This is a genomic window from Citrobacter sp. Cm038 (assembly GCF_030333105.1).
GTDB classification, from domain to species: Bacteria; Pseudomonadota; Gammaproteobacteria; order Enterobacterales; family Enterobacteriaceae; genus Citrobacter; species Citrobacter murliniae.
On the sequence record NZ_JAOWGO010000018.1, the window covers coordinates 92,346 to 113,296 of the forward strand.

The 20,951-nt window shown below is 48.9% G+C and carries 19 protein-coding genes and 1 pseudogene; 7 read left to right on the plus strand and 13 right to left on the minus strand.

Going from position 1 to position 20,951, the window contains the following annotated elements; all coding sequences use genetic code 11:
- The first annotated feature begins 104 nt into the window (after positions 1-104).
- Together OGY01_RS09310 and OGY01_RS09315 are read left to right on the plus strand one after the other, a co-directional pair.
- Positions 105-1,439 (plus strand): NCS2 family permease, encoded by a 1,335-nt coding sequence (locus OGY01_RS09310; protein WP_286492942.1) that lies wholly within the window; start codon positions 105-107, stop codon positions 1,437-1,439.
- Positions 1,440-1,491: 52 nt separating this feature from the next.
- On the plus strand, positions 1,492-1,944 hold the full coding sequence (locus OGY01_RS09315) for a DUF1198 family protein (RefSeq protein ID WP_045448890.1): 453 nt from the start codon (positions 1,492-1,494) through the stop codon (positions 1,942-1,944).
- Positions 1,945-2,070: 126 nt separating this feature from the next.
- Here OGY01_RS09315 and OGY01_RS09320 read toward each other — a convergent pair.
- A pseudogene (locus OGY01_RS09320) lies at positions 2,071-2,226 on the minus strand (hypothetical protein); the annotation flags it as partial.
- 138 nt (positions 2,227-2,364) lie between these two features.
- Between OGY01_RS09320 and nepI the strand changes: the two are divergent.
- Entirely contained in the window at positions 2,365-3,558 is a 1,194-nt protein-coding gene (gene nepI / locus OGY01_RS09325; protein ID WP_048223494.1) for a purine ribonucleoside efflux pump NepI, read from the plus strand.
- A gap of 106 nt (positions 3,559-3,664) precedes the next feature.
- On the opposite strand, the gene OGY01_RS09330 is transcribed toward nepI, so the two are convergent.
- The 5 genes from OGY01_RS09330 to OGY01_RS09350 all read right to left on the minus strand — a co-directional run bounded on the left by OGY01_RS09330 (position 3,665) and on the right by OGY01_RS09350 (position 8,626).
- Positions 3,665-5,044 carry a carbohydrate porin gene (locus OGY01_RS09330; protein WP_286492943.1) on the minus strand — a complete coding sequence of 460 codons (1,380 nt, stop codon included), beginning with the start codon at positions 5,042-5,044 and terminating at the stop codon, positions 3,665-3,667.
- Positions 5,045-5,249: 205 nt separating this feature from the next.
- Positions 5,250-5,552 (minus strand): PTS lactose/cellobiose transporter subunit IIA, encoded by a 303-nt coding sequence (locus OGY01_RS09335; protein ID WP_008786514.1) that lies wholly within the window; start codon positions 5,550-5,552, stop codon positions 5,250-5,252.
- 12 nt (positions 5,553-5,564) lie between these two features.
- Entirely contained in the window at positions 5,565-6,947 is a 1,383-nt protein-coding gene (gene gmuD, locus OGY01_RS09340; RefSeq protein ID WP_286492946.1) for a 6-phospho-beta-glucosidase GmuD, read from the minus strand.
- Between the two features lie 20 nt (positions 6,948-6,967).
- Complete coding sequence (locus tag OGY01_RS09345; protein WP_286492948.1) at positions 6,968-8,299, minus strand: PTS sugar transporter subunit IIC; 1,332 nt, start codon at positions 8,297-8,299, stop codon at positions 6,968-6,970.
- Positions 8,300-8,311: 12 nt separating this feature from the next.
- A complete protein-coding gene (locus OGY01_RS09350) occupies positions 8,312-8,626 on the minus strand; it encodes a PTS sugar transporter subunit IIB (RefSeq protein WP_045448882.1) in 315 nt (104 codons plus the stop codon).
- 292 nt (positions 8,627-8,918) lie between these two features.
- Between OGY01_RS09350 and OGY01_RS09355 the strand changes: the two genes are divergently transcribed.
- Positions 8,919-9,866 (plus strand): LacI family DNA-binding transcriptional regulator, encoded by a 948-nt coding sequence (locus OGY01_RS09355; protein ID WP_045448881.1) that lies wholly within the window; start codon positions 8,919-8,921, stop codon positions 9,864-9,866.
- A gap of 36 nt (positions 9,867-9,902) precedes the next feature.
- On the opposite strand, the gene OGY01_RS09360 is transcribed toward OGY01_RS09355, so the two are convergent.
- Positions 9,903-10,196: a YicS family protein gene (locus OGY01_RS09360; protein WP_045448878.1), complete on the minus strand. Its 294-nt coding sequence runs from the start codon at positions 10,194-10,196 to the stop codon at positions 9,903-9,905.
- Positions 10,197-10,325: 129 nt separating this feature from the next.
- Between OGY01_RS09360 and OGY01_RS09365 the strand changes: the two genes are divergently transcribed.
- Positions 10,326-10,742, plus strand: coding sequence for a GNAT family N-acetyltransferase (locus OGY01_RS09365; protein ID WP_200011156.1), 417 nt, complete (start codon positions 10,326-10,328; stop codon positions 10,740-10,742).
- A gap of 207 nt (positions 10,743-10,949) precedes the next feature.
- Positions 10,950-11,768, plus strand: a complete 819-nt coding sequence (gene nlpA, locus OGY01_RS09370) for a lipoprotein NlpA (RefSeq protein WP_045448875.1) — start codon at positions 10,950-10,952, stop codon at positions 11,766-11,768.
- 28 nt (positions 11,769-11,796) lie between these two features.
- Here the strand turns inward: nlpA and OGY01_RS09375 are convergent, their stop codons facing one another.
- From OGY01_RS09375 to OGY01_RS09385, 3 genes are all read right to left on the minus strand, one after another.
- Positions 11,797-12,699, minus strand: coding sequence for a carboxylate/amino acid/amine transporter (locus OGY01_RS09375; RefSeq protein WP_045448874.1), 903 nt, complete (start codon positions 12,697-12,699; stop codon positions 11,797-11,799).
- Between the two features lie 127 nt (positions 12,700-12,826).
- Positions 12,827-13,132: a putative quinol monooxygenase gene (locus tag OGY01_RS09380; RefSeq protein ID WP_045448872.1), complete on the minus strand. Its 306-nt coding sequence runs from the start codon at positions 13,130-13,132 to the stop codon at positions 12,827-12,829.
- Positions 13,133-14,140, minus strand: a complete 1,008-nt coding sequence (locus tag OGY01_RS09385; protein WP_286492950.1) for a zinc-binding alcohol dehydrogenase family protein — start codon at positions 14,138-14,140, stop codon at positions 13,133-13,135.
- Between the two features lie 237 nt (positions 14,141-14,377).
- Between OGY01_RS09385 and OGY01_RS09390 the strand changes: the two genes are divergently transcribed.
- A complete protein-coding gene (locus OGY01_RS09390; RefSeq protein ID WP_286492951.1) occupies positions 14,378-15,280 on the plus strand; it encodes a LysR family transcriptional regulator in 903 nt (300 codons plus the stop codon).
- A 60-nt stretch (positions 15,281-15,340) separates the two neighbouring features.
- Here OGY01_RS09390 and OGY01_RS09395 read toward each other — a convergent pair whose 3' ends face one another.
- From OGY01_RS09395 to OGY01_RS09405, 3 genes are all read right to left on the minus strand, one after another.
- Positions 15,341-16,837 carry a C69 family dipeptidase gene (locus OGY01_RS09395; protein ID WP_225761335.1) on the minus strand — a complete coding sequence of 499 codons (1,497 nt, stop codon included), beginning with the start codon at positions 16,835-16,837 and terminating at the stop codon, positions 15,341-15,343.
- Positions 16,838-17,332: 495 nt separating this feature from the next.
- Positions 17,333-17,710, minus strand: a complete 378-nt coding sequence (locus OGY01_RS09400; protein WP_286492953.1) for a YuaE family lipoprotein — start codon at positions 17,708-17,710, stop codon at positions 17,333-17,335.
- A gap of 224 nt (positions 17,711-17,934) precedes the next feature.
- Complete coding sequence (locus OGY01_RS09405) at positions 17,935-20,667, minus strand: autotransporter YaiT-related protein (RefSeq protein WP_048223145.1); 2,733 nt, start codon at positions 20,665-20,667, stop codon at positions 17,935-17,937.
- Positions 20,668-20,951 lie beyond the last annotated feature (284 nt).

Genomic DNA, 20,951 nt, shown 5'->3' on the forward strand with positions numbered 1-20,951 from the left:
TATCGATTAACGTGCGTTTGCAATGTGATAACTATCACTGAATTAAGTATGCCATCTGTTTTAAAAAGAGACTGGATTTATACTCTCATCAATGGATGAAAAAAATGAATAATGAAATCAGTGATGATGTAAACGAGAGCTCAGGGTGGCTTGCGAGATTATTTAAGTTGCAACAGCACGAGACCACAGTACGTACAGAAATGATTGCGGGAATGACGACATTTTTAACGATGGTGTATATCGTTTTTGTGAATCCGCAAATACTGGGCGCTGCGCAAATGGACCCGAAGGTGGTGTTTGTGACCACTTGCCTGATTGCGGGCATCGGCAGTATTGCGATGGGACTGATTGCCAATCTGCCGGTAGCCCTGGCTCCTGCTATGGGGCTGAATGCCTTTTTTGCTTTTGTCGTCGTGGGGGCGATGGGGGTGAGTTGGCAAACGGGGATGGGGGCGATATTTTGGGGTGCCGTCGGATTATTTCTGCTTACCCTTTTTCGTATTCGTTACTGGATGATTTCAAACATACCCGCTAGCTTACGTATTGGCATTACCAGCGGTATCGGTTTATTTATTGCGTTGATGGGTTTAAAAAATTCAGGCGTTATTATTGCCAATAAAGAGACGCTGGTGGCGATCGGTGATTTAAGCTCACATAGCGTATTGTTAGGTATTCTTGGGTTCTTTATTATTACGGTCCTGTCATCGCGTAATTTCCATGCGGCAGTATTGATTTCTATTGTTGTGACGTCATGTTGTGGATTGTTTTTTGGTGATGTTCAGTTCCTCGGTATATATTCTGCACCACCTAACATCAGTGCAGTGATTGGTGAGGTTGATTTACGCGGTGCGTTGTCGTTGAATCTGGCCGGTATTATCTTCTCGTTTATGTTAATTAATCTCTTTGACTCATCAGGAACATTAATTGGCGTAACAGATAAAGCCGGATTAATCGATCGTGACGGTAAATTTCCCAATATGAATAAGGCGTTGTACGTGGATAGTGTCAGCTCTGTTGCAGGGGCATTTATCGGCACATCTTCCGTAACGGCGTACATTGAAAGTACGGCCGGCGTGGCGGTCGGTGGACGCTCGGGGCTGACTGCCGTGGTGGTTGGTGCGCTATTCTTGCTGGTGATGTTTTTTTCACCTCTGGTCAGTATGGTGCCTGCCTATGCGACAGCAGGTGCGCTTATTTTTGTGGGTGTGCTGATGACCTCAAGCCTGGCGCGCGTTAGCTGGGATGATTTAACCGAGTCAGTGCCTGCCTTTATCACGACGGTGATGATGCCCTTTAGTTTTTCTATTACCGAAGGAATTGCGCTGGGTTTCATGTCGTATTGCATCATGAAAGTGTTTACCGGGCGCTGGCGTGAGCTGAATCTTTGTGTGGTCGCCGTGGCATTGCTGTTTGCGTTGAAAATCATCCTGGTGGATTAGTATTCGCAGTCTGTTTCCAGATATCATGAGCGCGGATAACGCAGGAGAACTCATGATCTGGATAATGCTGGCCACGTTGGTTGTTGTTTTTGTAGTGGGTTTTCGGGTGCTGACGTCTGGATCACGACGCGCGATTCGTCGCCTGAGCGAACGGTTGAGCATTGACGTCGTGCCGGTAGAATCGATGATCGATCAGATGGGAAAAGTGCAGGGAGAAGCGTTTTTACAGTATCTTCATCGGCCTGACGAATCGCATTTGCAAAATGCCGCCCAGGTGCTGTTGATCTGGCAAATCGTCATTGTTGACGGTAGTGAACAGAACTTGCTGCAGTGGCATCGATTGTTGCAAAAAGTCCGCCTGGCAGCGCCGGTTACCGATGCACAGGTGCGCCTGGCGCTGGGTTTTCTGCGAGAAATGGAGCCAGATATGCAGGAAATAAATGCGTTTCAGATGCGCTATAACGCCTTTTTTCAACCTGAAGATGGGGTGCACTGGCTGCACTGATATCATGCTTGTTTATGACGATTATTTTTAATCGTCATAATATTTATATCTATCTCCCGCACAGGGGCCCTCGTTACACTTACACGACGAGGTGCATCATGAAACAAGCGACTCAACACAGTGCGATTATCTGGCCGGAAACCTATCTGCCAGGTACGACCGATAATTTTGCCTCACAAGCGCAGTAATCTTATCGTCGTTGAGAAGCGCATAATGCCTGGCTAACTCGCGAAATCCAGCGGGTTCATGGTTGTTGATATTGGTCATATCCTGTTTGGCGTATCAATGCGTCGTTTTTATTATGCGATCTGCCGCGCAGCGCTATTGCAAATCCTGGAAAGTTGCCTAAACGTTAAATCCGTCACATTTTTAATGTTACACTGCGTGACTTTTCTACAGAAATACCACGCAGGTTACAAAATGAGTGACGTTATTGAACAAAAATCCCGCGCTGAGGTAAATGCCCGACCAAACTGGTCGGCGGTATTCGCCGTGGCGTTCTGTGTTGCCTGCCTGATAACCGTTGAGTTTCTGCCCGTCAGTTTGTTGACGCCTATGGCGCAGGACCTGGGGATTTCAGAAGGTGTGGCCGGACAATCGGTGACCGTGACGGCATTTGTCGCCATGTTTGCCAGCCTGTTTATTACCCAAATTATTCAGGCGACCGACCGCCGCTATATCGTCATCCTGTTCTCCGTGCTGCTGACGCTCTCCTGCCTGCTGGTTTCATTTGCTAACTCTTTTACGCTGCTGCTGATTGGTCGTGCCTGCCTTGGGCTGGCGCTCGGCGGTTTCTGGGCGATGTCGGCCTCGCTGACCATGCGTCTGGTGCCCGCCCGCACGGTACCGAAAGCACTGTCGGTTATCTTTGGCGCAGTTTCTATCGCGCTGGTGATCGCCGCTCCGTTGGGCAGCTTCCTTGGCGGTATCATCGGCTGGCGCAACGTTTTTAACGCGGCAGCGGTAATGGGGGTGCTGTGTATTATTTGGGTTGTTAAATCGCTGCCTTCGTTGCCTGGCGAGCCATCGCACCAAAAACAAAATATGTTCAGCCTGTTGCAACGTCCTGGTGTGATGGCCGGCATGATCGCCATCTTTATGTCTTTTGCCGGGCAGTTCGCCTTCTTTACCTATATTCGCCCGGTGTATATGAATCTGGCGGGATTTGATGTTGATGGCCTGACGCTGGTACTGCTGAGTTTTGGTATTGCCAGCTTTGTTGGCACGTCGCTCTCTTCTGTGATTCTGAAACGTTCGGTCAAACTGGCACTGGCAGGTGCGCCGCTGGTGCTGGCGCTCAGTGCGCTGGTATTGATCCTGTGGGGGAGTGACAAAGTTGTGGCGGCAGGCATTGCGATTATCTGGGGACTGGCGTTCGCTCTGGTACCGGTAGGCTGGTCGACGTGGATCACCCGCTCGCTTGCCGATCAGGCAGAAAAAGCCGGATCCGTCCAGGTCGCCGTGATCCAGCTTGCCAATACCTGTGGGGCTGCGGTTGGAGGCTATGCACTCGATAACCTCGGACTGCTGTCGCCCCTGATGCTCTCTGGCAGCCTGATGCTGCTGACGGCGCTTCTGGTGGCAGCGAAAGTTCGCATAAAGGGTATGCAGTGATCGCCAGTTCTATTTGCCGTATGGTGTTGTAAATGCCTCATCCGGCCTACAATCGCAATACAGGCCGGATAAACGCAGTGCCATCAGGCATTACACCTTTCACTAATCAGAACCACGCCTCCCACATTGCGCCGAGGTTAAAGTCATCCAGCGTTTCATCCTTCGTACCGTTGACGCGAGCAGTGCGGTCATTATCAACTTTGCCGCCGGTGACATAGAAGCGCAGCATTGGGCGGAATTCTGGACCCATAGCGATCGACATGTTCTGCGACAGCGTTAACTTCCAGCCGTTGTTATCCCCGCCGTTATCATAATCAACCCGCTGATAGCCTGCTTCCAGCCAGGTGGAGTGAACATCGTTCCAGAAATACATCGGACGTATAATCGCGCCGTAGTTCTTACGGTTGTCGCTCTTGTCTGTGCTGTTGTCGTAATCATGGAACGCCAGCAGGTATTCGACCTGCGCCTGTTGGGTGAACTTGTGGTTCCCCTCAAAACTGGCGTATATCGCTGTCAGATCGTCGGTTTTGTTATAGACGCTGTTATCTGAATTATCAGAATAACGGGCGATAACCTTGTTCACACCACTGTCGTTAGTGTGACTCAGCACAAATGCACCCTGCCAGGCTTTCAGGCGGTCATCGCTCTCGACGGCTTTAGAGTCAAAGCCATAGTTGGCGTAAATCTCCAGATCCAGCGGACCGACCTTCATATTGTGGATTTTGGACGTTATTGCGTAGTTACCCTTATCGCCCGTACCAGAACCGCCGGTACAGGTAATGCGTGATGGGTTGGCTTCGTCTTCCATCACTTCCGGGCTGCACGATTCAACCGCGGCGACAGTGGCGACATCAAACTGCACGCCGCCAATGTCGAAGTTTTTAACCCCGGCTCCCTGACCGTCATGGTTCATCCAGAAGTAGTCGTTGATGCCTTGTTGTGGACGCTGATGGAAGTCGCGGCCCGCCCAGATATAAGCGTTAGGATTGGATTCCAGCACGTTAGTTACGCCGGCGTAGGCTTTTTTGAGGTTAACTTCGTCGCCCCAGTGGTCGATCATCACGTTGATGTCCCAGATGGCGCCGTTGTCGCTTTTGAACGCTTTGGAGAGCTGGAATTCGCCGCCGTTGCCTTCGTTACCCAGACGGCCAATGGCCGACGCACCGTTATAGGAACCATCAACGCCGACGTATTTCTGATCACCGCTCTGGAAATGTGCGCCGTAGCGCGCATATCCGCTGAATTTCACGCCGAACGGAATCGCCATATCCGGGGATTGTGCTGCACTTTGTGGTTCATTAATCACATCGGCTTTTTTCGCCACAGCAGCGTCCATTTTCGCCTGACGTTCCGTAAGTGCTTTATCTACGGCTTTGGCGACGATGGCGTCGATTTGTTCCTGAGTAAATTCCTGTGCGAGGACAGAAACTGGGCAAAGCGCGGCCACGACCGCCATGGCTAGTGGAAGTTTCTTAGTTAAATTCATGGTTATCTCATTTACACTTTACCCTTCAGGTTGCCATAGGCATTCCGAATAAGCGTGTGTATTAATTTATTTTAAGATAATAACCATCCCGTCTTGGGTTAATTTGCTATCACCAAAACAAGTTGATCTGTTTATTTTGTTAACGGGTACAGAAATATTTTATTTAATCGTAATAAACTCTCCGTTCGTAAAGTGTAAGTTCATATTAGCGCTGATACAGATGAATAATTTCTTCTGACAGTTCGCGGGCTAATAGCGATGTCATTAAGTGGTCCTGCGCATGCACCATAATTAATGTCATAGGCTGCCGGGCTTCCCCGGCGTCCTGTTCGATCAATTTTGTTTGCATGTGGTGAGCTTGACGTGCGTAGCCATCAGCCTCACGAAGCAGGCTTTTCGCTTCATCAATGTTCCCGGCGCGTGCAGCGTGGAGTGCTTCGAAGCACAGGCTTCGGGACTGGCCGGCATTAACGATGATTTCCATTACTGCTTCTTCTAATGCAATCATGATCTTCTGTTCTCAATTAAAACCATTGTTTTCGGCGGTATCGGCAAACCACTCGCCACTCTTTTTCACCGTACGTTTTTGCGTTTCTAAATCTAACTGAACAAAGCCATAGCGGTTTTTATATCCGTTGAGCCATGACCAGTTATCAATAAAGGTCCACATGTGGTAGCCAAGACAATTACAGCCTTCGCTTATTCCCTTATGCAGCCATTTAAGATGTGCAGAAACGAATTCAATACGGTAGTCATCGTTGATTTGATCCTGCTGAATGAATCGCTGTTCGTTTTCTACCCCCATTCCATTTTCAGAAATATAACAGCGTGGGTTACCGTAATTATCTCGCAGGTTGGTAATAATATCGTAAATACCTGGCTCATAAATTTCCCAGCCACGGTAAGGGTTCATTTTGCGTCCCGGCATTTCGTAATAATCGAACAACCATTCAGGCATAAACGGTGCATCAGGATTGACCGCGCTATCACGACATTTCACCCGTCGGGGCTGGTAATAGTTAATGCCCAACAGGTCGATTTTGCCATCGGCTATCAGCTGGCTATCGCCAGGCTTACACGTGGGCAGCTGATCGTACTCTTTCAGCAGTTCCACCAGGTCCGCAGGATATTCACCTTTCAGTACCGGGTCGAGAAAACTGCGGTTGAAGAGCAGATCCGCATGGTGTGCGGCTTTCACATCCGCCGGATTTTGTGAGCGTGGATAGGAAGGCGTTAAATTTAGCACTACGCCAATTTCACCGTCATAGTTCCCGGCGCGATACGCGCGAACTGCCGTCGAATGTGCCAGTACAGTGTGGTACGCCACGGTTACGGCACGTTTGAAATCCACCACGTTTGGATAATGGAAGTCATACAGATAGCCGCCTTCGACCGGGACAATCGGTTCATTAAAGGTGAACCAGTGCTTAACCCGATTGCCGAACAAGTCGAAGCATGTTTGTGCGTAGCGACCAAATGCCTCGACCACTTCCCGGTTTTCCCAGCCGCCTTTTTCCTGCATCACCATTGGCATGTCAAAGTGGAACAGGGTGATAAATGGCGTGATGCCTTGTGCCAGCAGCTCATTGATCACATTGTTATAGAAATCGACGGCTTCAGGATTTACTTCACCCGTACCGTCAGGGATCAGGCGCGACCAGCTCAGGGAAGTTCGGAAGCTGTTGTGCTTCAGTTGCTTCAGCAGCGCGATGTCTTGCTTCCAGTGCTGATAAAATGTCGAGGTGTTCGCCGGGCCAACCCCCTGATGGAAACGGCCTGGCTGACGGTCGAACCATACGTCCCATGTGGTCTGGCTTTTGCCACCGTTCAGGCTATCCCCTTCGGTTTGCAGCGCTGAACAGGCACTGCCCCACCAGAAGTTTTCAGGAAAACGGTATCTCATTGTTCTGACTCCTTGATCGATTATGAGTTGCTACGGGCAGCGTTCGCCACGGAGACGGCATCCTGGGCTTTTTGCTCTTCAGTTTTCATCAAAGAGCGTTCGTATGCGCGCAGGAAAGGGAGGTACATCAGCGCTGACATCGCCATACAGATAAAGCACATCACCACCGGGCTTAATGCCCAGTTCGCGGCCCAGGAAGCACCAATTGGTGCTGGTGTGGTCCACGGTGTCAGTGAAACAACCTGTGCCAGCCAGCCAAGTTTTGTGGCGCTATATGCCAGCACAGCGTTAACCAGCGATACGCAAACGAATGGAATGAATAGCATCGGGTTCATGATGATCGGCGCACCAAACAGAATAGGCTCATTGATGTTAAAGAAACTAGGCACAATTCCCATTTTGCCGATGGTCCGCAGGTGTGCGACGCGGCTGCGCAGCAGCAGGAATGCCAGTGGTAATGTCGATCCCACGCCGCCAATGAGCAGGTAGTGATCCCAGAAGCCCTGTAGATAAACATGTGGTAATGCAGCGCCAGCGGCAAGAGCCGCCTGGTTGGCAGATAAGTTGGCCATCCAGAATGGATTCATAATGCCAGTGACAATCAGTGAACCGTGGATCCCGGCGAACCAGAAAATCTGGCACAGCAGGACGGAAAGCAGGATTGCGGGCAGGGAATCAGAAGCGGAAACCAGCGGTTCCAGCAGGTGCATTATTGCCTGCGGAATGATCATTCCGGTTTGTGCTTCGATAAACAGGTTTAGCGGATGCAGGGTCGCAATCACGACCAGAACCGGAATCAGGATTTCAAATGAGCGGGCGACGCCGGTCGGCACCTCTTTAGGCAGGCGAATGGTCACGTTATTCTGCTTCAGCCACGCATACATGCGGGTGGAATAGATAGCAGTGATCAGCGCGGTAAAGATCCCCTGACCGGAGAGATATTGCGTAGAGATTTTCCCGTCGGCATAGGGGGCTGCAACCAGTAAAAACGCCATAAAGGCCAGCAGACCGGACATTACCGGGTCGAGGTTAAACTGTCGGCCCAGACTGGCGCCAATGCCGACGGAGATGAAGAACGTCATAACACCCATGCTGAGGTTAAACGGCAGCATCAACTGTTCGCGATAGGTGGCAGAGAAATCAAGCCAGCCACGGGCAAAGCTGTTGGTGGTTTCGGCAGAGAACGGAGGAAAAATAAACACCAGCATGAAGGAGCCGATGATCATAAACGGCAGCGCCGCCGTAAAACCGTCACGAATCGCAATCACATACTTTTGCTGTCCCAGCTTTCCGGCGAGGGGGGTGATGGATTGTTCAATGACGGCAACCATTGACTGATATAACGAACTCATATTGACACCTTTCTAGTGTGCCGCTTCAATCAGCGACAGAGCATAATCCAGCACTTTGTCACCACGTTGCATACCGTAATCCATCATATCTATGGCTTTTACGGGTATACCCTGGGTGGCAGCCTTTTCTGAGAGTGTGTTAAGCATATATTTTACCTGGGGGCCAAGTAGCACCACCTGGTAATTTGGAAACTGTGTGTCAAATTCGGCAACACCGTATGCCTCAATCTTCACCGGTAGTCCACGAATGTCCGCCTCTTCAACCATTTTGCGAACTAGTAAACTGGTGGACATTCCTGCAGAGCAGCACAGCATAATCCTGAACATTGTTAGCCATCCTTTAAATGTAAAAACATATTGCGAGTTTGATTTGATATCATACGGAAACCGGTTTCCATTCGTAGCAAACGGAACTGTGATGGCCATCAAGATCTGATGCGTATAAGGCTGATTATTTGAATCCAGCTCACGAAATTTGGTGGTTTGAACTCTTTTTGAGTGCAAATGGAAAATCGGTTTCCATGAAAAACGGAAACAGATATACTGCGAGTGGCGATTATTTAAGCCAATGTTAAATACAGGAAGGAAAGGGCCAGGCGGGTCCTGTCAGGGGAGAATGATGTCTACTATCAACGATGTATCGCGTTTGGCTGGCGTATCTAAAGCTACTGTGTCGCGCGTGTTGAGCGGATCACGTGGCGTAAAAGAGGCCAGCCGTCTCGCCGTGTTGAAGGCGGTGGATGAACTCAATTATCGTCCGAATGTGATTGCACAGTCGCTGCTGAGCCAGTCTACAGGCTGCATTGGCGTGATATGCGCACAGGACAACATCAATCAGACAACGGGCTATCTCTACGCGCTGGAAAAGCATCTTAGCCAGCATCAAAAACACCTCCTCCTTCGCTTTGCCAATACCAAAGCGGAAGTGATGAGCGCCCTTGATGAGCTAAGCTGCGGTTTGTGCGATGACGTGTTGATTATTGGCGCACGTTTCCCGTTAAGTATTAGTCAGGATAATGTCATTCTGGTGGATTGCCTGGAGTCTGGCGATGATGTCAACAGCATCCAGTTTGATCACGCATTCGCTACCGAAACGGCATGTAACTACCTGATTAGCCAGCATCGCCGCCAGATTGCGTTGATCCACCCGGATGGTATGGGTTTCTCCGACCAGGTACTCCTGGGTTACAAACATGCATTGGAAAAAAATTTCCTGCCCTTTAACCGCAATCTGGTGTTTATGGAAGCGACGTCATCATCAGTGGCCTTGCAGGAATTGCTAAATAACGCGTCAACGCTCAATTTTAACGCGCTGCTGGTGGCGGATGAACAGCAGGCCCAGCGTGTGATCCCGCAGTTGCAGGCATTTAATAAATCCGTACCGGAAGACATTATGGTCTTTAGCCTGGCCGGTACACTGCACCTGCCCGGTATCCCGACAATCCCGGCTATTGAATATTCAATGGATGCCATGGCCGCACGTATAGTCAGCTGGTTAAATGAAAAAACGCAGAGTGTGCTGAGTTCGTACGTGCTGCGCGGAGATTTAATTATTCCTCAGCGGTAACGGTATCAATCAGGCGTTAAGCACTCTGCTTCGCGCCTAGATATCCGGACATTCAACCTTACTAAGTGCTTCCCAGTAGTTGTCCTGATGACTTCTTTGTATTGCCAAAATGGCTTCGCGAATATGCTGCTGATTACGTGAATCAGCCATAATCGTTTTTTCCCACACCTCATCCGATGGCGACCCCTGTGGGGTACAAATCTTACGTAAATCCTTCAGCACAGTGTTTTTTTCGTGAACTGACTGTAGCGAACCGTAAGCCGAGTCGGCCTGCGCCAGACCCGGCAGCGTGAAAAGAATGGCAATGATCGGAAAAACGGCTCGTTTCATGTTAATAATCCTTGTTGTCGACGCGCATAATTTCAAGAGTAAGTGTAGTCGGCATACGGCTCACTCATCAGCCTGTGTTAGTGTAGAAAAATTAATCAGCCAGAAGTTGTAGTTTTTCAGGAGGATAGAATGCAGATACAGATTACGGATACGGTTACAGAAGATGATCAGAATGCGCTGCTCACCGGCCTGCGTGCTTACAATCTCCAGTTCCTGAAAACGTCCAATTTTGGCGATCTGGCGGTCTACTGGCGCGATGAGCGTAACGAGATACTGGGTGGGCTGATTGGTAAAATCAAAGGTGAGTGGCTGTGTATTGAGTTTTTATGGATGCATGAATCCCTGCGTAAAGGCGGTCATGGCACAAAGCTGATGCAGGCGGCAGAACAGACTGCGCGCGAGAGAGGGTGTTTGCATGCGCTGGTTGATACCATGAGTTTCCAGGCGTTGCCGTTTTATCAAAAGAACGGTTACCAGTTACAAATGACCCTCGAAGACTTCCCGGAAAAAGGGGCAGCACGCCATTATTTATCAAAATCATTTTGATGACCGGAAGGATGGCTTGCTGAATATCCACCGAGAGTTGAGAAATCGTGTCGCCCGGTAGCGTCGTGCCACCGGGCATTTTTTTGTATATTCCTTCGTTATGCTTTTTTCTTCTTGCTGATAATTTTTCGTTTTTTAAACCGCAGCAGCCTTCCCGCTATAGTCAATTCATTACTCATCAGGCGGTTATTTCAAAAGGATAAAAACGTGAAACTGAACATACCTCATTTCGGGGCCGGGGCGGCATTATTGCTGGCGGGAATATTACTGGCAGGTTGCGATCAGCAAAGCAGTGATGCGAAACATATCAAAGTCGGCGTGATTAACGGCGCAGAGCAGGATGTGGCGGAGGTTGCGAAGAAAGTGGCCAAAGAGAAGTACGGTTTGGATGTTGAGCTGGTAGGGTTCAGCGGTTCGTTACTACCCAACGATGCAACCAATCATGGTGAACTGGATGCCAATGTCTTCCAGCATCGTCCTTTCCTGGAGCAGGATAATAAAGCGCATAACTTTAAGCTGGTGGCGGTGGGCAATACCTTTGTCTTCCCGATGGCGGGTTATTCGAAAAAAATCAAAACCGTTGCCGAGCTGAAAGACGGCGCGACAATTGCGATTCCTAACGATCCAACTAATCTCGGACGTGCGCTATTGCTGTTGCAAAAAGAAAAACTGATTACCTTGAAAGAGGGCACTGGTCTGTTGCCGACGGCGCTGGATATTACTGATAACCCACACCATCTGAATATTATGGAGCTGGAAGGCGCGCAATTGCCGCGTGTACTGGACGATCAGAAAGTGGATGTGGCAATTATCAGTACCACCTACATTCAGCAAACCGGTCTTTCCCCGGTACATGACAGCGTATTTATTGAAGACAAAAACTCACCGTACGTGAATATTCTGGTGGCGCGAGAAGACAACAAAGATGCAGAGAATGTAAAAGAGTTCCTGCAATCTTATCAGTCACCGGAAGTGGCGAAAGCAGCCGAGAAAATTTTTAACGGCGGCGCGGTACCGGGCTGGTAATATTCGCCCGTCACCGCGCTGGTTGGCGTTATGCCGTTCTGGCGCGGCGGCGGGAATCCATTGAAATCAGCACCACTGAAGAGAGGATCAGCAGCGTACCGAGCCAGTCCGGTAAAGTGAACGTAATGCCTAACAGGAGCAGGGACAGTAAGGCACTGCTCAGTGGCTCTGCACAGCTCAAAATGCTCGCTTTCGGCCCACCAATCATCTGCGCACCTTTCAGGTACAGGCTAAACGTCAGTGATGTACCGATCACCACCAGATAGAAAAATGCCAGAATCAAACTGCCATTGACCACAAAGTTCGTTCCCTGCCCGGCATAGAATGGGAGCAGGATCAGGCCGCCTATCAACATGCTCCAGCCGACAATCGGTAGCGTACCGTAACGCGCGATAAGCACAGAGGGATATGTCGTATAGAACGCGGCAGCAAATGCCGAAGCGATCCCCCAGAACAGCGCGGCAGGCGAGATGGATAACGACGTCGGGTTGCCGTGGGTGACCAGCAGGAATGTGCCGATTAGCGAGGTGAAGATCGCCGTCAGCACTAATATTCCCGGTCGCGCTTTGCGTACCACCGAAAACCACGCCACGATAATTGTCGGTGACAAAAATTGCAGTACCGTTGCGGTGGCGGCATTGGATTTTTCAATGGTAAGCAGAAAGGTCAGTTGTACGGTGAGAGCCCCGACCACAGAAAAAATCAGCAGGCTGATGGCGTCTTTGCGGTTTTTGATAACGGAGAAGACTTTGTCACCGTGCACAAAAGAGAGCATCAGCAGAATGAGCCCGGCGAAAATCAGACGTGTCATGGTCAGAAACTGCGACGACATCTGACTTTGCTCCATGATGTACTGCGCGCAAACGCCTGAACTTCCCCATAATACGGCGGCTATCAGGACGTTCATCATCCCTCTTCTGGTGGAACTCATCTTTCCCTCTGCATAATGTATTGTCTTATTTGTGTGCAGACATCATAGCAGAGATGACTCTGACAGCAGGAATACCTCATGCACTGTCTTTAGCTCCCCCCGCCAGGCAGGGAGCTCTGGGATAATGTTAAGCGTCTATCGGTGTCAGATAATCCAGACGCAGCGGCTCGGCCAGCAGGTCGTTCATTTGCAGAATAAACGTCTGGAAATGCGGTAAGGCGATATGTTCGTCCAGACCTGCCTGGCCTCGCCAGGATTCACGCACGTAAAATACATCCGGCGTATCGCGTAACTGAAACAGCGCATACTCAATATTGCCCGGCTCCCGGCGAGTGGGTAGCAAAAGGGCTTGCAGCGCTTGTTTCAGTGCGTTGATTTTCCCTGGTTTGGCTTTTAGCACCGCTATGATTGAAATCACCGTAGAGTCAGGCATTTAAAATCCCTCCAGAACAATCTTGCCCACTGAACGACCGGTTTCAATTTGGGCATGGGCTTTTTGCAAATTAGCCGCGGTGATGGCACCAAAATGTTCGCCCAGCGTGGTATGGATAACCTTGCTGTCAATCAGTTGCGCCACGCGGGTCAGTAGCTGATGCTGGGCAATGATGTCGTGTGTTTCAAACATCGAGCGTGTGAACATAAATTCCCAGTGCAGAGAAATGCTTTTAGTTTTCAGCGGACGCGCATCAAGGGATTGCGGATCGTCAATTAGCGCCAGTTTTCCCTGTGGCGCCAGCGCGGCAATAATCTGCTGATAGTGCTGCTCGGTATTGTTCAGGCTGGCGACATGGGTCACCTGTTTAATGCCTGTTCGTGCCAGCTCTTCTGTCAGCGGTTTACTGTGATCAATCACATGATGAGCGCCCGCTTCACGCACCCATTTCTGGCTTTCCGGACGCGATGCCGTACCGATAACGGTCATTTTGGTCAGCTTACTGGCTAGTTGGGTCAGGATAGAACCAACGCCGCCTGCAGCGCCGACAATCAATAAAACATCATTCTCATTGCCATTTTCCTCAACGCCCAGGCGGTCGAACAGCATTTCCCACGCAGTGATGGCGGTCAGCGGCAGGGCTGCCGCTGAAGCGTTATCCAGTGATTGTGGCTTCAGCGCAACAATGCGTTCATCAACCAGCTGAAATTCACTGTTACTGCCAGCACGACCCAGCGCACCGGCGTACCAGACTTCGTCGCCAGGCGCGAACAGCGTCACCGCATCGCCCACGGATTTCACCACGCCAACCGCATCCCAGCCCAGCACGCGCGGCACGTCGGCATTGAAACCTTCGCGTACTTTGGTATCGACGGGGTTGACGGAAATAGCTTTCACTTCAACTAAAAGGTCATGTCCGGTAGCGATCGGAACCGGCAGGTCAATTTCTTGTAAAAATTCAATATTGCTGCCGTTGGTTGCGGCGTGGGTAATGGCGATAGCTTTCATAGTCTCTCCGGTTACAGGAATCTATTTATACCCGTCATACTTCAAGCTGCATGTGCGTTGGCTACGCTCGCTCACTCCAGTCACATAGTTCGCTATGTTCCAGGAGATTCACTCCCTTGCCGCCTTCATGCAACTCGAATTATTTAGGGTATATCTGTTGAATAATTCGATGGTAAACCGGCATCAGAACGGGAAAAATAGCCTCACGGCGACAGGACTTATACTCGGGGAGTGAAAATGTTCCGGCTTGAAGATCTCACGTTGTTTGTCCGCGCCGCGGCGCTGAACAGTTTTAGTGATGCGGCGCGCGAAGTCGGCGTCCAGCCCGCCCAGGTCAGTTCAGCCATCAAGCGTCTGGAGTCTACGCTGGCGATTCGCCTGTTCGCTCGCTCCACACGTAGCCTGCGGCTCACACCGGAAGGTGAGATCTGGTTGCCCTATGCCCGTCAGATGCTGGATGTAATGCACGCCGGATTGCAAAAAATCCAGACGCCGGAAGATGAGATTTCAGGCATGCTGCAAATTGCGGTGCCGTCCGATCTCGGACGGAATCTGTTGTTGCCGGTCTTTCAGTCGTTTCGTCGTCGCTATCCTGCGCTGCGCCTGCGGGTCTTTTTCTCCGACCAGGTGACCGATATATTTAAAGATCCCGTCGATGTCGCGTTTCGGTATGGCAATACCGAAGACGCGTCTTATATCGCGTTGCCCGTCGCGCCAGGTAATCGCCGCGTGCTGGTGGCTTCTCCGGACTGGATTGCACAATACGGTGAGCCGCAACACCCTGGCGATTTAGCGCAGCTGAACGCCATGACCTTTGTATTACGCGGGCGGCTTCATGATCGCTGGACGTTTACGCGTAATGGTGAAATCAGTAGCGTGCAGGTCAACAGCACCATTATGAGCGATGATGCCGAAGTGATAAGGCGTCTGGCGATTGCCGGTGAGGGGATTGCGTATAAGTCGTGGCTGGATGTGAGCGAAGATGTGCGTGACGGTCGTTTGCAGTTGCTGATGCCGGGGTATCTGGGGGAAAAAGTTCCGTTGAATATGATTTGCCCACATCGTAAACAGCTTTCAACGGCGGTACGGTTATTGCACGATGCCGTGAAGGCGCGGTGTGAAATGCTGGCGCAGAGCTAACGTTCTTGCTCTGCACCAGAATCATCAGGTCTTTAACCTGGCTTTCTACTCTGCGGTCACTCAGTCTTTTTTGCTGGCGTTAGCAAAGAAAATATCAGACTGAATGTCTTTGGTGCGGATGGTGAACAACTGATTAGTCAGGTCTTCGGTCAGCTTCTCGGCATCGGCCATGATGCGCAGGTTGAAGTCATTCAGCATCTTATCGGCGGCGGGTTTATCGGTTTTTGCCATCTTCAGATATTCTGCCTCAACCTCTTTTTGCTCCTTCGCCACTTTGTCTTCCCACGCTTTGTAGGCTTTTTTGACGATAGGGGCGAGCTTCGGATAGTCCGTCATGGTCAGCGTCTGTAATTTGCGATACTTCCAGTAAATGGATTGATCGTCAGCGTTGTTCGTGCCCATCGTATAGTTGGCCGGATACGCTTTCAGGCCGCTATAGTAGGGAACAAAGGCGGTAAGATCGGCCATACCCAGACCAATATAAGTTGTTTCACCAATCTCTTTTGGCAACCACGGACGTACCTGCATAACGTGCGCTTCGTAGGTACGGAAGACACTGACCGGACGCCACGGCTCTTTACCGTTCAGGCCGTTGGTGTAAGGGTCATGTTTGGTGCCTTCATAGTGGTTACGCAACACCGATTTCACATCGTCCAGCGTCATTTTCTTCTCTGGCGTCATGAATACCGGGAATTCACGACCTGCGGCCATATCCTGTTTTACGGAAGGATTGAACTCTTTCTGAATAGTCCAGACGCGGGGATCGTTATATGTGCGGTCACGCTCATCGTCACGAGTATAGACTTTGGAAAAGTTGAATTTGCCATCTTTTGCCTGATCGTAAAGACCTTTTTCGGTCGCGAACTCAACCAGGTTTTTTGACGCCATCATATTAGGGTTCTTAGGATCGTAATCCTGTAAGCGTCCCTGATTACCAGTGGCAAAATATTGATTATTCGGTAAACGCTGTGCCATCCACTGGTGGCCGCTACCGGTTTCCAGATACCAGATTTCGTTATCGTCCACCACGGCAACGCCAAAGCCTTCGCCAGCTCCGGCGGTTTCAACGATATGTCCCAGCAACGCCACCGCTTCACGGGCTGTTTTGCTCTGTGACAGCAGGATATCCGGAATATCGTCTTCGGTGATGCCTTTGTCTTCAACATATGGGTCGACGGCCAGCGCTTTTGGCGAAGCAAAAATAGATTCTGTACCGCTCACGCCGACGCCCAGTTCGTTAAAACCGGTTGCGCCATGCAGTTGCGTTTTCCAGTTTGGAACGGTGGTGTAACGCAGGGAATTTTTTGGCAGCGGCCAGGTAAAATCATTCGCGCCATTATGCGCTTTGGTGCTGTACACACCGGTCTGATTCTGTTTTGCCGGATGAATGACAAAATGCTGTGCTTTCAGGGCATCGCTGTCTGCACTGCGGGCTACCAACATGGATCCATCCGCCGACGCTTCATTGCCGACCAGCAGGGTCGTACAAGCAAAGCCTGATGAAACAACAGCCAAATTTATAGAAAGTGCAATCAGGCACTTTTTAAACGTAAACATTAAATATCCCTCATAAGTACGCCATAAATACACCGGAAACACACTGTTTGCTGAAATGCGATAACGTCCGAACGCTCAGACATTGCTCGCCAGAGAGATAAACGCCCCTGCCCACGTTTTCTCCTAATATCCATTGGTAGGTTGAAGTCTTCTGGACAAAATAAAGTGCCCGTTTCGCTCAATTATTACGCAGTGAATATCGAGGTATTCAGGATGTTTCCTGATTCGGGGGAAAGAATAGCAATGGCACATCGACAAATTCAGTGACGTGTGTCGCGTAAGTTGACGGCGATAATTGTGTCGAAAAATAACAGATGCTGTTGGTTGCGATGAAAGATGTCAGGCTACTGGAAATATTAAGGGTGGTATTGGAAAGTTGATTGGACATCATGTTCTTTGTTGGCCGGACACGTATAAGCGTTATCCGGCGAAGAATGAAGCTGTAAATGCCATTTATTACATACTCAGTGAACTTGCTGGTAGTCGATACTCAAATCACAATTGGCTGATTGCGTACATTTTTTTTTCGATACCGGCATAGGCGGCATTTTTAACTCGAGCGCAGATTAAATGCAGCTTTGAATTGGCCTCCATAGCGATCAATTCTTTATGGTCTTTATCCAGAATGGTTGAGTTTTTATCATAAAAATCATAGCTTTTATTGATTTCAGTGAACTGCTTTTGATAAAGCATAAACTTATCAGGATCAACTTTTCGTAGTACGTTGAAGTTATTAATACACTCGCTGTTTGAGAAAAGTGAGTCATCCGTTGAAGCTTTATTTTTAGTCACATCGTTTGTTGGATGCGTTGCATCAACACAACCACTGAGAATAATAAGAGCAACAAAATAGCACATCCACTGCTTGTTCATAATAAATATCCATGATGTTAATTGATATGATGATATTTAATGGTCTGGAATTGATTTTAATATCTTGATTTTTTGGCGGAAGTTAATGATGGGAGGCATTCTGGTGCATTATTGGGATGTGCAAAAATATACTTGAAGAGATTTTTAATATCTTACTAATGCAATTGGAATAGCGCTCCCCTAATAATTAAAGGCCTGCAGTAGCAGGCCTTTGCATTAACTTATTACCAGGTATATTTCACACCAGCATTTGCTGACCAGTCTTGATCGACATCAGCTCCGCCAAGATAATCACCGCCGGCATATGCACTAAAGTTTTTAGTAAAGTTGAATTGACCACCCAACCCGGCGCGTACTGCTGAACCACCCACACCATTATCAATATCATCGCCATTAACATCTGCGCTGTTATTATCTGAATCATCATACACATATGCGATTTTTGCATACGGAACGAATGACTGTTCGCCGAAGCTAAAGGTATAGCCGGTATTGACGCCTGCTTCATAACGCATGCTGTCATAAGACTGGCTATCAACATTCATATTGTTGCTGAGCTGGTATCCGTCACCATCCTGGAACAGACCAGAAATGCTTGCGTATGGAGTAACGTAGCCATTCTGATTGTATTTCCAGTCATAACCAGCTTTCAGATTCAGACCCCAGGCGTCAGAAGAGATACCGTTGCCGCTTACTGAATTACCATTGCTCATGCTCGCAGACAGGTCATTATCAAAGTGGCTGTAGCTCAATGTGCTATCAACGAAGACATTGTTGTTAAAGCGCGTAGAGGTATAAACACGAGCAGACTGGCTATCCTGATCGACATGGCCGGTTTGATCATCGATATCACCTTTCATGAAGCTGGCAGCGGCACCGACAATCCAGTTCGCACCATTACCTTCAATCGCTTTATCAAAACCAACCATGATGCCGCTGGTATCTTGATCATAGCTTAGTGTATCGGTATCTCCCTGGAAGTGACCGCCGATGTAAGTCGCCCATGCACCGCCAGTATCCTGACTGTTTTGATTTACACGGCCATTATCCAAACGATTTGCCAGTGCATCTTGTTCCAGATTCCAGATATTGGTGTTAGCAGACGGGATGCTCAGCGCAATATTGGCATAATCGGTTAAGCCATCCTGTTTCAGTACAACAGAATCACCGCTCTGCTGAGCTTCATACTGATAAGCGCCCAGATCGGCTTTGTTTGCTGCGGTAAAGGAAGCCTGCGTATCGGTGTTATCATCATAAACGCGAATCAGCTCATGACCTTTATAATCAGCAACAGAGCCTTTGCCGGTGGCATTATTCACGCTAACTTTATAGTTACCTGCGACATCGCCATTGACTGCCAGATGACCATCAGAATTCACATCGACTACACCATAGTCAGATGCGTTATCGGTATTACCATTGGTATAACCCGTGTTCATGTCACTGTTCAGGACATATTCGCGGCTACCCACATCAAGCTGACCACCTGAGGTCAGGACAAGGTTATGCGTGTCGACTTCACCCGTGCCAATATTTAGTGCTGCGCCATTGCTGACAGTAATGGTATTAGCATATAAATTTGCCGTTTCCTCTGTCAGATTCACCGTACTATTACCATCAATATTCATGGCATTAGTATCTACCTGACCATCATCACCGATGTTCATGGATGAAGAGCTATTCAGGTTGATGGTATCGGCCAGCAGCGCAGAACTTTCTACGTTCACCTGCGAGCCATTAGACACGGTTAAGGTATCTACATCGGAAGCTTTACGGGTATCCCACTCAGAACCATGATCCAGCGTTACGTTAAAGATCCCACTCTGGAAGACGGCTGCACCATCAACATATCCCGTGTCGGCGTTATAAGTTGAGGAAGGAATCAGGCTGTTTGCTGCAATATCGTACAGTGTTGCTGTTGCATCAACGTCAGAGATTGCCGCACCGACCCACTTGCTTCCATTATCAAGCGTCAGGTTCATTTCGTCCTGGTTCAGGCTGTCATCAGCATAACCCAGGTTAGAATCGATCACGCCGTCTGCATTGGTATCAACACCTGCAGGTGCAAAACCGTTATTGAAACGACTGACGAACAACACATCGCCCGTTAAGGTTGAATTGTTGAATGTTGCATTGGTTTTCATGGATTCAGTTGAATCCGGATTATCGATAGCCGCAATCGCAACATCATTCATGTTGATGGTTTGATCATTGCTATTAATGACACCATCGCCATTCACATCGAAATCAGCCTGCATTGTCAGTGCGCCGGTGTAATCAGAAGGTTTTTCTGACTGACCGTAGAAACCTGACGTATCCAGCTCAGTCCAGGCTCCAGAGGTAACGGAAGAATCATTGACAACAATATTGTCTACAAAGCTGTCAGTGCTACCGCTGTCGGCGTAATCTTGAATTTCCTGGCCTAATGTAATACCAGCAACGTGAGAGTTGTTTTCAATGGCAATATTGCTTTCTTGATCAAGCGTAATTGCTGTACCCAGATTATAGATTGGTAAAGAACCCGCAGAGGTACCATCGGTGTTGTAATAATCAAAATGCTCAAAGCTGTCATCAATAGTTGAATTATTAACGGTCAATGTCAGCGGATCGTTATAGTTCTGCTCGACGTCAGTGCAACCTGAAGTCATGCAAGCAGACGTCACCATTCCGTGTACAGTCGTATTGCTGATGGAGAGTGAATTTGGATTGGCTGTATCTGCATCAAGGTAATTTGTCGAAATAACACCGTTTACGACGGAGTTATTGATGACAGGGTAAATATTGGCATCTGCGCCGTTCCAGTCCGCATATCCCTGATAAGTTACGCCTGAAGTACCATCGTAAATGAAGGTATCCCATACGCCATTCGAAATGTCTGTTGCCGAAGCTTGAAATGCTACAGCTAAAGAGCACGCGAGGGCGATTCGTGTTTTATGGAACTTGCCACAACTTTTCAATCTAAAACTCCTGTTATGCAAAAAAGAATGCTCTCGGCAACACTATATATTCGAGATATAATTCAGAGGGCAGAGAGGACGGATAGTAAAATCCCCTATCTATCTCTTCAGATAAACATCATGTAGTCACCGTAGTTATTTAAAATTCCGCGTGCACAGATATACGACATACTTCTTCTGGTGCTTGTGCTGTCTCACGAAATCTCGCAAATAGAATAATCATTTCTATATTTTGAGTTCAATTTGTTTTGTTATTTAATCCATTATTGGAATTTTGGTGATTT